This window comes from Sorangium sp. So ce590 (assembly GCF_051521365.1).
Taxonomy (GTDB): domain Bacteria; phylum Myxococcota_A; class Polyangia; order Polyangiales; family Polyangiaceae; genus Sorangium.
This window is the reverse complement of sequence record NZ_CP150346.1, coordinates 374,844-389,313: the sequence shown is the minus strand read 5'-3', so window position 1 is coordinate 389,313 and position 14,470 is coordinate 374,844. Positions and strand designations below refer to the sequence as shown.

At 72.8% G+C, this 14,470-nt stretch carries 4 protein-coding genes; 1 reads left to right on the top strand and 3 read right to left on the bottom strand.

Annotated features, from left to right (window positions below; translation table 11 throughout):
* Positions 1 to 81: 81 nt before the first annotated feature.
* The 3 genes from WMF28_RS01440 to WMF28_RS01430 form a co-directional block, all read right to left on the bottom strand.
* Entirely contained in the window at positions 82 to 894 is an 813-nt protein-coding gene (locus WMF28_RS01440; protein ID WP_437600204.1) for a hypothetical protein, read from the bottom strand.
* Between the two features lie 149 nt (positions 895 to 1,043).
* The gene (locus WMF28_RS01435; RefSeq protein WP_437600203.1) at positions 1,044 to 2,036 is read right to left on the bottom strand and encodes an aminotransferase class IV; all 993 of its coding nucleotides are present in this window, start codon (positions 2,034 to 2,036) and stop codon (positions 1,044 to 1,046) included.
* A gap of 14 nt (positions 2,037 to 2,050) precedes the next feature.
* Positions 2,051 to 13,291, bottom strand: a complete 11,241-nt coding sequence (locus WMF28_RS01430) for a tetratricopeptide repeat protein (RefSeq protein ID WP_437600202.1) — start codon at positions 13,289 to 13,291, stop codon at positions 2,051 to 2,053.
* A gap of 209 nt (positions 13,292 to 13,500) precedes the next feature.
* Between WMF28_RS01430 and WMF28_RS01425 the strand changes: the two genes are divergently transcribed.
* Positions 13,501 to 14,391 (top strand): 3-hydroxyacyl-CoA dehydrogenase family protein, encoded by an 891-nt coding sequence (locus tag WMF28_RS01425; protein WP_437600201.1) that lies wholly within the window; start codon positions 13,501 to 13,503, stop codon positions 14,389 to 14,391.
* Positions 14,392 to 14,470: the final 79 nt, after the last annotated feature.

Sequence of the window (14,470 nt, the reverse complement as noted above, 5' to 3'; positions counted from 1 at the left end):
CGGCTGGCGCGCCGGGAAACAAGCGCGAGAGGCGAGCCCGGAACGACCCGGCGCTCGCCTCTCGGCTTTTGTCTGGCGGAGCTACTTCACGGTGACGGTGATGTCGCCGTTCTCGGTGAAGAGCTCGAGCAGGCCGCCTTTGCCGTCGCCCATCGTGTACGACGTCGCGCTGCCCTCGCCGGCGGTCGCCCACGTCGAGGGGATGCCCTGCTCCACGACGTCGCCGTTGAGCGTCTGCGCGGTCATCGTCCCGTCCACCCCCGCCGGCACCGAGAGCTCGACCGCGCCGTTGCCGGAGCTGATCGCCCCGTCCGAGCTGCTCCACGCGTCGAGGTCGACGAAGACGCCGCCGTTGTCGGTGGCCACGTTGATGGCGCCGCGCGCGCCGACCACGTCGATGCTGCCGTTGTCGCTCAGGACGGTGGTGCCGCGGGACGGGGCGCCGTCGAGATCGATCTCGACGCTGCCGTTGTCCTGCTCGACGCGGAGCCCGCCGTCGAAGTCGGCGGGCAGGACGACCTCGATGTCGGCGCCGAGGTACCCGGAGGAGCCCGCCCTGCGCTGGGTCGTGATGACGACCTCGCCCTCGGTCTTCGCGGCGAGATCGAGGTTCTCCTCGATCTCCTGCACCGCGAGCACGTTCTCGTCCTTCTTGCGCATCGTGAACGGGGAGAAGGTGACGACGACATCGCTCACGTTCCCCGTGCGGACCTCGACGTCACCGTTGTCGCTCACGATGCGGATGCTCTGGGTCGGGAGGTACTCGACACGCACGCTCTCGTCGGTGCCTTCGTAGCGCACGAGGGTCTCGGCGGTGACGACGCACCCGGCCGCCGCTGCGGCGGACGCAGCGCAGATCAGGAAGCAGGCGATTCGAAGCGAGCGATTCATCATGGATTCCTCTCGAGCAGATAGTACGGCAGGCGAGGTTCGAGCCCCGTCCGACCGCGCAGGGAGCGTGTCAGCCCGCTTCTTGGACGCGCGCTCCGAGCAACACATCATGGATCGCAAGATTTCGACGCGGTCCGGTCGGTCGCCGGGGCTCAGGGCGCCTCCCACGGGAGGGGCGCCTCACCAAGACCCACCTTCTTGCGGAAAGCGACGTGCAGCGCCCGGGTCTTCGGGCCGGGGAGTCCCGCGCCGAGGGTGTGCCCGTCCACGCGCACGACCGGAACGATCTCGCGGAGGCTCGAGGTGATGAACACCTCCTCCGCAGCCAGGAGCCGGGCCATCGTGACCGGCTCGCAGCACACCGGGATGCCGAGCTCGCCCGCGACGTCGATGACGTTGGCCCGGGTGATGCCGACAAGGATCCCTGCCTCCCTGGGCGGCGTGATCAGCAGGTGTCCCGCCTCCTGCGCGCCCTCGCGCGCCGGCGGACGCCGCTCCACGAGGAAGACGTTGGACGTCGTGCCTTCGACGACGTGGCCCGACGGGTCCAGGATCAGCGCCTCGTGGGCCCCGGCGGCCCGCGCCTCGCGCAGGGCGAGGAGGCTCTCGAGGTAGTTCGAGATCTTGGCCCCCGGCGCCGCGTCGCCGGCCCGCTGGGTGCGCGTCGTGATGACCGAGATCCCCTCGCGGTAGAGCGCGCCCGGCAGCGGCTTCAGCGGCTCGACGAGGACGACGCGGAGCGGCGCCCCGGCGAGCGCGGGATCGAGCCCGAGCGGGCCGCTGCCGCGGGTCAGCATCACGCGGATGTAGCTCTCGAGCGGCGCGGCCGGGCCCGTCGTTCCCGCCGAGCCCGCAGCGCCCGCCGAGCCCGCCGTGGCTCCGGCGCCCTCCGGCGCGCTCGCGGCCCGGATCAGCGCGCGCACCTCGCGGGCGAGCGCGTCGCGCGGGATCGGCAGCGCGATCGCGATCCGCTCGGCCGAGCGCTCGAGGCGGGCGAGGTGCTCTTCCAGCGCGAACGGCTCGCCGCCGTAGGTGCGGATGGTCTCGAAGACACTGTCGCCGTAGAGGAAGCCGCGGTCGTAGACCGAGACCTTGGCCTCCTCCGGCCGATGGATGACACCGTCGATGCTGACAAGCCGCGTCACGCGGCGAGATTACGTCACTTCTTGAGCTGCGCCAGGAGCTCCTTCGCCGGGGCGAAGTCGCGCGCGTTGTCGAGCGCGCGCTCCAGCATCTGGATCGCCTTCTTGTCGTCGTTCTGACGGTGGCTGATCAGGCCGAGGTAATAGAAGACCTCGCCCTTGCTGATCGGCGCGCCCTCGTCGAGCTTCTGGAGGAGCAGCGCGCGGAAGGTCTTCTGCGCGCGGTCGATGTGCGCCGTCCTCGCCGCGTCGTCGCCCGACTCCGACAGCTCCAGCGCCAGCACGCCGAGGTCGCGGAGGATGGCGATCGAGCCCGGGTCGATCTTGAAGGCGACGTCGAGCTCGGTGAGCGCCCGCTCCCGCTGCCCCTCGGCCAGGTAGGCCTTGGCGAGGCGGTGGTGGATCGCGGCGAGATCCTTCGAGCGGCGGCCGCCGTAGGACTCGACGATCTGCTGCAGCGCCTCGGCGGCCTTCTGGCCGCGGCCCGAGGCGCTGTACGCGTCGCACAGCGCGAGCAGGAGCTCGCGATCGCCCGGCACGAGCTCGGTCGCCTTGACCAGGAGGTCCGCGGCGCGGCCGGGATCGCTCCGCTTCGTCAGGTGGATGCCGGCCGCCTTGCGGTAGAGCGCCACCTTCTCGGCCGGCTGCCCGGCCGTCTCCGCGTCGCCGGTGATGAGATCGGCGAGCTCGGTGAAGGCCTGCTGCTTCTCGTAGAGGGCGAGGAGCTGCTTCCTGATGTCCTGCGCCGACGCGTCCGCCGCGAGGCCCCGCTCGAGCACGCGCCGGACCGCGCCCTCGTCGCCGAGGGACCGGTGCAGATCCGCGAGCCGCAGCGCCGTGCTCACCGCCTCCGCGGCGCGGGCGTCCTCGAGGATCACCTCGAGCCGCTGCGCCGCCTCGGCCTTCTCCCCGCGCTGCTCGTGCAGGCGGGCCAGCGCGAGCAGCGCGCCGGCGTGGCGCGGCTCGCGCTCGAGGACCGCGCGGTAGGTCTCGATCGCCCGCGCCGTGTCGTTCAGCCGGGTCTCGTAGACCTCGCCGAGGCGGACGCTGTACGACAGCTCCGCCGCGACGTCGCCGCGGTCCTTCGCGCGCTCGATCTGCGTGACGAACAGATCCGACAGCTCCTGATCGCGGCCGGTCTTCTCGAGCAGCTGCGCGAGCAGGACCGTCGCCTTCTCGTTGTCGGGCTGCTCGTCGAGGACCGCGCGCAGGTGCTCGGTCGCCTCGCTCACGGCGTCGAGCCGCGAGAGGCAGATCTCGGCGCTCTCGAGCCGCAGCGCCGAGCGGGCCTCGGGGGACTCGGCCAGGTCGGTGAGCCGCTCGAGCAGCGAGAGCAGCTCCTTGTGCTTGCCGGCCTTCGCGTAGAGCTCGCGCAGCGCGGTCGCCGCGCGCGCGTCGCCCGGCTCCGCCTCGAAGAGCGTCTCGTAGAGATCGATCGCCGCCGCGTCGTCCCCGAGCTTCTCGCGCGCGACCGCCGCGGCGGCGTGCCGCGCGTCGCGGATGCGATCGGCCTCGGCGTAGAGCTCGGACTGGCGCACGAGCAGCCGGAAGACCTCCTTGGGGTCGCCCGCCTCCTCCCGCACCTTCGTGAGCTCGGCGAGCGCCCAGGTGTCCCCCTCGTCCGCCGCGATCATCTCGCGCAGGATCGCCTCGACGAGCTCCCGGTCGCCCAGCGCGCGCTCCGCCAGCTGCTTCGCCTCGCGGCGGAGCTCGCCCGCGGTCCCCTCCATGCCGTCGAGGGCCGCGATCCGGCGGAGCGTGCCGATGAGATCGCGCTCGCGCCCGGGGGCCCGCTGCAGCTCCTCGATCGACCGCAGGATGTGCTCGCTCGTGGGATCGTGCGTGAGCGCCGCCTCGTACGCGGCCTCGGCGGCCTTCGGGTCGCCCACCTTGTTCTTCTGCCACTCGGCGATGCGCATCCAGAGGTCGCGCGCCGTGTCGCCGTCGAGATCGTCCCCGGCCCGCACCGCCCGCTCCAGCGCGGAGGCGGCGCTCGCCCAGCCGCCCGTCAGCGGGGCGAGGCGCTCGATCTCGCCGAGCACGTCCGGGTCCGACGGGTCGTCGGCGAGCGCCTTCTCGAGGGTCTCCAGGGCCGCCCGCGGGTCGTTGGAGCGCACCTCGAGCACCTTGGCCAGGTCGAGGCGCATCCGGATCCGCTCCACGCCGGTCGGCGCGAAGCGGATGCGCTTCTCGTAGAGGCGCGCCAGCGCGGCGTTGTCGCCCCGCGTGCGGTAGACGCCCTCGAGCGCCTCGGCCGCCTCGTCGAAGAGCGTGGGATCCTCGGTGAGCGCCTCGATCGCCGCGCTCGCCCGCTCGTGATCGACCGCGCGATCGAGCGCCTGCCGCAGGGTGTTCAGGCCCTGGGGCTTGTCGCCGAACGACTCGATCTGGATCACCGCGAGCCGGTAGAAGAGATCGGCCTGGTCGCGATCGCCGCTCGTCACCGCGACGCGGCGCTCGAGCACGTCCGCGAGCGCCTTCTCGTCGCCGAGGCGGCCGTAGAGCCGATCGAGCGCCTCGAGGAGCTCCGGCGTGTCGCCGGCGTGCTCGACGGCCTTGGCGTAGGCCTGGGCGCTGCGCCGGTCGTCCTTGAGCTTGTCCTCGGCGATGCGGCCGATCCGGAGGAACAGGTCCTTCGCGATCGTCGCGTCGAAGGTCGCCGAGGCCCGCTGCGCGAGCGCGTCGCAGTAGCGGCCGAAGCCGCCCGTGCGCTCCGCGAGCCGCTCGATCTCGCCGTGCAGCGACGCGTCGTCCGGCGCGTCCTCCAGGGCGCGGAGCAGCGCCTCCTCCGCCTCGAGCGGCCGCCCGAGCTGCACGTCCTGCACCACCGCGATCGCCCGGAGCGTCTCGGCCCGGTCGGTCGGCTCGGTCTGCGCGCGCAGGCGCAGCTCGAGCGCGGCCGCGAGCTCCTCGTGGCGCCCGGCCGCGCGGAGGACGGGCTCGAGCACCTGGGCGGCGTCGAGGCGCAGCTCCTCGCGGCCCTCGCCGATGGCGCGGACCGCCCGGATCGCGTGATCGTTCGCCTGATCCTCGTCGAGGACGAGCCGGTACTGCTCGATCGCGTCGCTCGGGCTCTCGAGCTCCCGCGCGTAGAGATCGCCGATCGCCGTCCGGAGCTTGATGCGCGCGTCCCGCTCCGTGGCGGCGCTCGCCTGGAGCATCAGGTTCGACAGGAGCTCGTCCCACATCCGCTCGGCCCGGTAGAGCCGCTCCAGCGAGGTGAGCACCGCCGGATCGCCCGGCTTCGCGTCGAGCGCCGCGTTGAGCGCGGTGATCGCGTCGCGCGGGCTCGCGAGGTCCCTGTCGTAGCGCTCGGCGGCGCGCACGTTGAGGTCGTAGCGCAGCTCCTCCTCGTCGGGGCCCGCGAGCTCGACGCGGCGGCCGTAGAGCTCCACCAGCCGGCTCGCGGCGCCGCGGGGCTCGTGCAGCTCGATCAGCGCGTCGATCGTCATCGCGCTCTCGGGGTCGAGCTCGAGCGCCCGCTCGTACGCCTGGATGGCGCCCTCCGTGTCCTCGAGCATCTCGAGCTTTGTCTCGGCGATGCGCCGGCAGATCGAGGCGTTGTCCTCGTCCGACGCCATCTCACTCTTCTTCTCGAGGACGGCGATGAGCGTGTCCCAGTCGCTGAGCAGCACGGCCAGCGTGTCCATCTGCTCGAGCGGCTCGGGGTCGCTCGGGTCGAGCGCGGACAGGCGCGCGTAGGCGCGGAGCGCCCGGCGCGGGTCGTCCACGCGCGTGTCGTAGACCCTGGCCAGCGACGAGAGCAGCTCGCGCTTCGTGAGCTCGTCGGACGTGATGGTCACGCCCTGCTCGACGCTCTCCGCGAGCTCCTCCCAGGCGCCGAGCTGCTCGGCGAGCCGCTCGAGCTCGCCGCGCGTCTCGCCGTCGTCCGGATCGAGGCTGAACGCCGTCCGGATCGCGTCGAAGGCGCGCAGCTCGTCGCTGCCCCGCGCCTCCCAGAGCTTCGCCGTCTCGCGCAGCACAGCGACCTTCTCGCGGGCGTCCGAGGCGAGGCCGAACCGCTCCTCGTTGAGCCGGATGAGCTGCCGCCAGTCGTCCGCCCCCTCGTAGAGCGGCCGGAGGATCTCGACGACCCGCGCCTTGTGCTGCAGGTCCTGGATGAGCGCCTCGAGCGCCCGGATCGCCTCGGCGTGCGAGGGCACCTCGCCGACGATCGCCTCGAGCTGATCGATCGCGCCCGCGGTGTCGTCGAGGCGCGTGCGCAGGAGCTCCGCGAGCGCGAGCCGGTAGGGCGCCGCGCGCTCGCCGTTCGGGGCGGCCTCGGCCCGGCGCAGGTAGAGATCGGCGAGATCGCGCGGCCGATCGAGCTCGCGGTAGAGCTCGGTCAGCGCGTCGAGCGACCGGGCGTCGTCCTCGTCGACGTCGAGCGCCGCGCGGTAGGTCTCGATCGCGAGCGCGGGCTCGCGGAGCTCCGTCCGCTCGAGGCGCGCGATCGTGTGGAGGGCGTCGAGCCGGTCCTCGTCCTTCCGGTAGTCGAGCGCGGCGCGGTAGAGCTGGATGCGCTCGGCGTGGCGCCCTTCCTTGATGAGCAGCCCGTCGATCGCGTCGAACAGCTCGCGCGAGTCCGGCTCGAACTCGTGCGCGCGCCGGTACCACTTCAGCGCGTCGGTCACGTCGCCGAGCTCGGCGTAGAGCTCGCCGGTGCGCCGGCTGAGCTTCGCGCTCGACGCGTCGTCCGAGGTGAGCTCGCCGAGCTCCGCCGCGTAGATCTCGGCGAGCCGCCGCTCGGCGCTCGCCACCTTCGCGAGCCGCTCGAGCTCCGCCCAGACCCCCTCGTCGGTGAGATCCTCGTGGAGGAGCTTCGCCACCGTCTCCAGGGCCGCGCGGTAGTCCTCGAGCTGCTCCTCGTGCAAGGTCGCGAGCCGCTGCAGGAGGTCGCGGCGCTCGACCGGGTCCTGGCTCGCGGCGAGGCGCGCATCGAGCGCGATCTTCACCCGGTTCCAGTCCGCCCGGCGCAGGTACACCGGCTCGAGCATCTCGCCGGCGCGCGCCCGGTGCTCGGCCTCGGCCGAGCCCTCGAGGATCGCCTCGAGGAGCGACACGGCGCCCTCGTGCGCCGGATCGATGAGCAGCGCCTCGGAGAGCTCGTCGAACGCGCGCTGCAGGTCCTCGGTGTGGCGGTGCGCGACGAGCGCGATCTTGACGTGCAGCTCGGCGAGATCGCCGGCGCGCACGTCGAGCTGCCGCTCGTAGAGCCGGATGAGGTCCTGGAAGCGCCCCGCCGCGCGGTAGAGGCTGTCCAGCGCCGCGAGCGCGTCCGGGTGCAGCGCGATGTCGAGGATCGTCTCGTAGGTCGCGATCGCGCTGGCCTGGTCCTCGAGCGGGCCCCGCTCGAGCTCGGCGATCCGGAAGAGCAGCCCCGTCTTCTCCTCGTCGCTCTCGGCGTGCTCGACCCGGAGCTTCAGGATCTCGAGCAGCCGCCCGGCGTCGTTCGCCTCGCCGTAGAGCTCCTCCAGCGCGATCATCGCCCGCCGGTCGTCGCCGCGGGCCTCGAGCGCCTTCTTGTACTGCTCGACCGCGAGCTCGCGGTCGTCGAGCTTGTGCCGCGCGAGCTCGCCGACCCGGAGCCGGACGTCCTGCTGCACGTCGCCGTCGAGGATGTCCGGCGCGATGCCCTGGAACAGCGCGCACACCTCGGACCAGCGTCCGGTGGCCTCGCCCAGCCGCTCGACCGTCTCGATCCAGGTCGTCACGTCGGGCTCGCCGGCCGCCTCCCGCACGCCGCGGAGCGCGTAGCCGAACGCCCGCGACGTGTCGCCGAGCGGCCCCTCCGCGGTGCGGAGCGCCTTCTGCAGGGTGGCGAGCCGCTCGCCCGGGAGATCCGAGGTCTCGACCTTGATCTCCAGGACCCGGAGGAGGCGCTCGGCGTCGCCGTCCGCCTCGTAGAGCGGCTCGAGCGTCTCGGCCGCGTCCCGCCGCGCGTCGTCCCGCTCGAGCATCGCCTCGAGCGCCGCGCGGCAGCGCGCGTTCGACGGATCGAGCGAGAGCGCCTGGCGGTACGCCTCGAGCGCCCCCGTCGCGTCGGCCTGGTGCAGCCGCCGCACGTCGCCGAGCCGCGCCAGCAGATCGAGCCGGGCGGGCGTCTCCACCGCGAGCGACAGGTCCGTCTCCAGCGTGTCGGCGAGGTCGACCCAGCGCTCGTCGAGGTCGTAGAGCGCCTCGAGGGCCGCGAGCGTCGGGCGCTCGGGCCCGAACTCGTCGAGCACCGCGCGCCACGCGTTGATCGCCTCGGGCACGTCGGCGAGCCGCTGCGCGAGCGTCTCGGCCGCCTTGGTCATCGCGCGCCGCCGCTCCTCCGGGTCGGTGGTCGCCTGCTCCCGCGCCCGGAGCACGGAGACGAGCTCCCGCCACTGCGAGGTCCGCTCGTAGAGCCGCTCCAGCGCCGCGAGCGCCGCCGTGTCGGCGCTGTCGTCGCCGAGCCGCGCCTGCCAGGCCTCGATCGCCTTGGCCGGGTCGTCCAGCACCGTCTCGTACAGCGTGCCGATGCGCTCGTAGAGCGACCGCCGCGTCTCGACGTCCTCCTCGAGGCGCACCTCGATCGCGAGCACGCCCGCGAGCGCCTGGTGCTCCTCCTTCGCCGCGTAGATGCGGCCGAGCGCCTGCGCCGCCGGGATGACCAGCGACGGATCGGTCGGATCGATGGAGAGCACGCGCCGGTAGACCTTCTCGGCCCGGTCGGCGTCGCCGAGGAGGTCCTCGCAGATCCTCGCGACTTCCATCAGGATTTCGCCGCGGATCGAGGCCGTCCCGCACGCGTCCGCGGCCGCCGTGAGCACCTCGGCGACCTGCTCGTGCTCGCCGAGGCGCCGGCCGATCTCGATGAGCCGCTCGCGCGCCGCGAGGTCCTCCGGCTCGAGCGGCAGCAGCTCCGACAGGCTGGCGAACGCGCCCGCGTCGTCCTTGAGCCGCTCGTCCTGGAGCACGCTGACGCGGCGGAGCAGCTCGCGCCGCTCGGACTCGGTCTCCGCGCCCTGGCGCCGGATCTCGAGGACCCGCACGAGCTGCCGGATCTCGTCCCGCGCCTCGTACACCGCCTCGAGCACGCGCGCCGCCCGGAGCCGGAGCGCCCCGATGTCGAGCAGCCGCTCGACAAGCTCGCGCGCCTTCGGGTCGTTCTGGCGGATCCGGAGCACGTCCTCGAGGTGCCCGAGCGACCCGTCCGGCTCGTGCAGCCGGTCGAGGTAGATGCTGCCGAGCGACAGCTTGATCTCCACGCTCTCGGCCTCGGTCGCCGTCTTCAGGCGCTGCTCGAGGAGCGCCGCGAGGTCGCGGAAGCGCCCCTCGCGCTCGTAGAGCTTCTCCAGCGAGTCGAGCGCCGCCGTGTAGAACGGATCGAGCTCGAGGATGCGCTCGTAGTAGCCGATCGCCTTGGCGGCATCGCCGATGATCTCCTCGGCGATCAGCGCGACCTCGTTGAGCAGCTCGATGCGCTCGCTCTGATCGGTCGTGCCCTTCGCGGCGCGGTCGTAGAGCTCCTCGAGCTCGCCCCAGCGCTCGGCCGCCGTCAGGATCTGCTTCAGCCGCTCGAAGGCGCGGTGGCTGTTCGGGTCGAGGCTCAGCACCCGCTCCAGGTAGGGCTTCGCGCCCTCCGGATCGCCGAGCTGCTCGTCGTGCAGGCTCGCCGCGCGCTCGCAGAGCTCGACCTCCACGGCGCTCCCGAGCACCTTGTCGCCCTCGGTGCGCCCCGCGACGAGGTGCACGCGGTAGGCCTCCGCGAGGTCGGTCGGCCGGCCGGCGCGGCGCGACAGCTCCGCGGCGCGGTCCCAGAGCTCGATGTCGTCCGAGAACTCGTGCAGCGCCCGGAGCAGCGCGTCGAACGCCGTCCCGGCCGCGTGCAGCTTCGTCTCCTCGACGTTCGCGAGCGTGAGGTAGAGCTCCCGGCGCCGCGCCGGGTCTCGCTCCGCCTCGAGGATCACCCGCAGGGCCATGGCCTCGCGCCGGTGGTTGCCCGTCTCGGCGTACTCGACGGCGAGCACCCGGGCCGCGCGCACGCGCGTCTCGGGGCGCTCGACGAGCCGCGAGAGCACGGCGATCGCGTCCGGGTCGTGCGCCGACAGCTCGAGCGCGCGCACCGCCGCCTCGAACGCGTCCGCCGGACGATCCAGCCGGTCCAGGTAGAGCGTCGCGAGCTCGATCTCGCGCCGCGCCCGCTCGTCGCCCTCGCTGACGTCGCGGTGCGTGGCCACGATCTCGGCCGCCGCCTCGTACTCGCCCGCGGCGTTCAGGAGGCGCGAGAGCACCCGCAGCGCGTTGATGCGCCCGGGCGTGAGCGCGATGACCTTGCGCAAGAGCTCGATCGCCTTCGCCGGATCGCCGAAGACCTCCTCCTCGAGCGTCGCCCACTCCTCGAGGATCTCGGCGCGCGCCTCGCCCTCGACCTGGCTCGCCCTGAGATCGAACAGCCACCTGAGGTCGGCCTGCCGCTCGTTCGCGCGGAGGAGCGCGTCGAGCGCCCGCACCGTGTCGTCGTCGGACGGGTCGTCCTCGACGAGGCCGCGGTAGACGGTCACCGCCTCGTCGAGCTTGCCCATCTCGCGCGCGTACACCTCGGCGAGCTTCAGCCGGAGCGTGCGCTGGACGTCGGTCGTGAGGTCCGTCGCCGTCCGGAGCCGGCCCTCGACCGCCTCGACGAACGGCCCCCAGGAGCCCGCCGCCCGCGACCAGGCCTCGAGCAGGTCGAGCCCCTCCTCGTCGGGCTTGAGCTCGTAGGCGCGGCGCGCGTAGCCGAGCGCGCTCGGCTTGTCCGAGAGCGGGCCGCCCGTCGCCGCCGCGAGCTTGCGCAGCATGCCGACCTGGGCCTCGGTGTCCTCCGTCGCGTCGAGGAGGATCTCGTAGAGCGCCGGCAGCCGGGCCCACTTCTCCTCGTCCTCGTAGATCGGCACGAGCGCCGCCGCGGCGCGCGCGTCCTTCGGCGAGACGCTGAGCACGCGCTCGTACGAGCGCGCCGCGCGCTCGGGCGCCTTGAGCTGCTCCTCGAAGATCCGCGCCGCGCGGAAGGAGATGTCGAGCTTCGTGGCCGGGTCGGTCGCCTTGTCCGCGGCGCCCGAGAGGAAGTCGACGAGGCCCTCCCAGTCGTTCTGCGAGGCGTAGAGCTCCTCGAGCCCGTCCCAGTCGCCCGCGACGAAGTACGCGTCGCGCAGGACGCGGAGCGCGCGCGCGTGCCCCGGCGAGAGCGTGAGCACGCGCCGCCACGTCCGCGCCGCCTGCGCCGGATCCTTGAGGCGCTCGGCGTACACGGCCCCGAGCTTCTGCAGAGAGACGAGCCGCGCCGCGTCGTCGGCCGCGAGGTCGACGCGCCGCTCGAGCACCTCGGCGACCGTGGCGAAGTCCTTCTCGCGCTCGGCCTGCTTCTCCAGCGCGTCGAGCACCCCGGGGGCGCTCGGGTCGAGCTCGAGGATCCGCTTCTGCAGCGTGATCGCGTCCCCGCCGCGATCGAGCCGCTCGGCGGCGAGCTTGGCCATCTCGCCGAGGAGCTCGATCTTCGCGGCGCCCTCGGCGCTGTCGAGCTTGCGCTCGTAGAGCGAGTAGAGCTGCGGCCAGGCGCGCCGCTTCAGGTAGAGCTCGCGGAGCTTCTGCTGCGCCTCCTCGTCGATCGACTCGACGGTGAGCAGCGCCTCGTAGGCCGCGATCGAGTTCTGGACGTTCGAGAACTGGTCGAACCAGCGCCGCGCGACGGCGCGGTAGAGCCCCGCCTTCTCGGCGCGGCTCTCGGTCAGCTCGGCGAGGCGCTGCTGGTACGAGAGCAGGTCGCGCCAGCGCCCGAGCGCCTCGTAGATGCGGGTGAGCTCCCGCACGGCGTCGACGTCCTTGTCGTCGAGCTGGACGATCTGGGTGAGGACCGTGACGAGCGCCGCGTCGTTCTTGGCGCGGTCGCGGTAGATCCCGGCGATCTCGCGGAGCACGGCGACCCTGCCGGCGACGTCGTCGACGGGCGTGCGCTCGAGGTCCTGCCGGTGGAGCTCGACGAGGGCGTTGTACCCCTCGGTCTGGAGGTAGAGGCGCTTCAGGGCGTCGCGCGCCTGGCGGTTCTCCGGATCGGTCCGGAGCACGGACTTGTACTGCTCGATCGCCTTGGCGGCGTTCTCCTGCGACTCGGCGAGCCGCGCGAGCTCGGTGGCGAGGGCGCGCTTCTCGGGGCCGTCGGGCACGGCGCGCTGCGCGTCCGTGAGGATGGTCGTGAGCCGCGGCTTGTCGCCGCGCTGCTCCAGGACCTCGCGGTAGAAGTTGAGCATCCCGGCGTGCGCCGGGTCGGCGCGCCGCACGCGGTCGAAGTAGGGCTCGGCCGCCTGGGGCTGGGCGCGCATGCGCCAGTGGACCATGGCGATCTGCACGAGCATGCCGAGCTCGTCGCCCGGCTTCACGCCGCCGCTGCGGAGCTGGTCCTCGTAGAGGGCGACGAGGCGATCCCAGTCGCCCGCGGCGGAGTACGCCTCGGCCAGGAACGAGAGCGCCTCGGGCTGACCGGGCGAGAGATCGAGCACCTCCTCGTAGGCCGCGATGGAGCGGGCCGGATCATCGAGGTGGGCCTTGATGGTGCGGGCCGCGCGGACGCCCGCCGCGATGCGGTCCTCCTTGCGCTCGGCCTCGGCCTTGACGAGCGACTGGACGCGGACGACGGCGTCCCAGTCCCCCGCGGCGGCGAAGGCGATCTCGGCGAGGTTGGCGGCCCGGCGGTTCTTCGGGTCGAGCTGGAGGGCGAGATCGATGAGCTCGCCGACCTTCGCGCCGAGCTCGGCGCGGCCGTAGCGGTAGCCGATGTCGGCGGCGCTCGTGGTGAGCGCGCTCTTGAAGGCGCCGTCGGTCGCGGCCTCGGCCTCGGCCATGTAGCGGTCCACGAGGTCGCGCCATCGCTCGCGCTTCGAGGCGTCGGTCTCGAGGGCCTCGGTGGCGGCGTCGTCGTCGGGGCGCAGCTCGAGCAGCCGCTTGTAGGCGGCCGTCGCGCGTTCGACGTCGATGAGCTCCTCGTGGTAGACGCGGGCGAGCTCCGCCTGCATCGCGCCCTCGACGGGGCTGCCGGCGGCGAGCGCGATCTCCAGCTCGAGGAGGCGAGCGACGGCCTGCCACTCGTGCCGCTCCTCGTGCCGCCCGCGCGCCGCGCCGAGCAGACGCTCGACGTCGCCCGCGCCCGCGCCGTTGTTCGGAGCAGTCACGGCCTCCGCGAGCTCGTTCCAGGCTGCCTCGTTCTCGGGCTCATCCTGCAGGCGCCCGAGGGCCATCCGAATCGTCTCAACGCTCATCGTATCTCCGCGGACCTCGCGAATTCGGTCCGGTCCGTTCACGGCCGGGCGAAGATAGCCGGGCGGACGACACGGTTTCAAGGATCCTCGCCCCCGCGGCAAAAGCGCGGGCGCAGCTTTCGCGCGCTTCTGCCGCGGGGACGGCCAGCGGGCGGGCCGTCTGCATGGACGATTCACCGTGCCCTCGGCTTCGGGTATCCACCACGGGCATGGAAGCTACGACGATCAAGCGCTTCGGGGTGATCGGCGCGGGCCAGATGGGGCGAGGCATCGCCCAGGTCGCCGCGGCCGCGGGCCTCGAGGTGGTCCTGTGCGACGTCTCGAGGCCGGTGGCGGAGTCTGGCAAGGCTCAGATCGCCGCGATCCTCGCGAAGCAGGTGGAGAAGGGGAAGATGGCCCCGGAGGCGCGGGAGGCGCTCCTCGGCCGCGTCGCGGTCGCGGACGGCATCGCCGGCCTGTCGGGGGTCGACCTGGCCGTCGAGGCGGTGACCGAGAGCTTCGACGTGAAGAGCCGGATCTTCAAGCTCGCGGACGCGGCGATGCCGGCGGGGGCGATCCTGGCGTCGAACACGTCGTCGATCTCGATCACGCGGCTCGCGGCGGTGACCGGCCGGCCTGAGCTGGTCATCGGGATGCACTTCATGAACCCGGTGCCGCTGATGAAGCTCGTCGAGCTCATCCGTGGGGTGCAGACGTCGGACGCGACGTACGAGGCCGTCCGGGCGCTCACGGTGGGCCTCGGCAAGACGGTGATCACCTCGAAGGACCAGCCCGGGTTCATCGTGAACCGGATGCTGATCCCGTTCCTGAACGAGGCGTGCTTCGCGCTCCAGGAGGGGCTGTCGACGCCGGAGGACATCGACGCGGGGGCGCGGCTCGGGCTGAACCACCCGATGGGGCCGCTGGAGCTCGCGGACCTGATCGGGCTCGACACGGTGCTCTCGATCGCGGAGGTGCTGCACCGGGAGTTCGGGGACTCGAAGTACCGGGCGCCCACGCTGCTGCGGAACCTCGTGGCGGCGGGGTGGTACGGGAAGAAGAGCGGGCGGGGGTTCTACGTGTACGACGAGAAGGGGCAGAAGACGGGGAGGGCCGTGTAGGCGGGAGCCGCGACAGAGACGGCGGGGGCGGGGGTGGAGGGACGCCGCGTCATCCGCGAGATGCGAACATTTCTGGCGA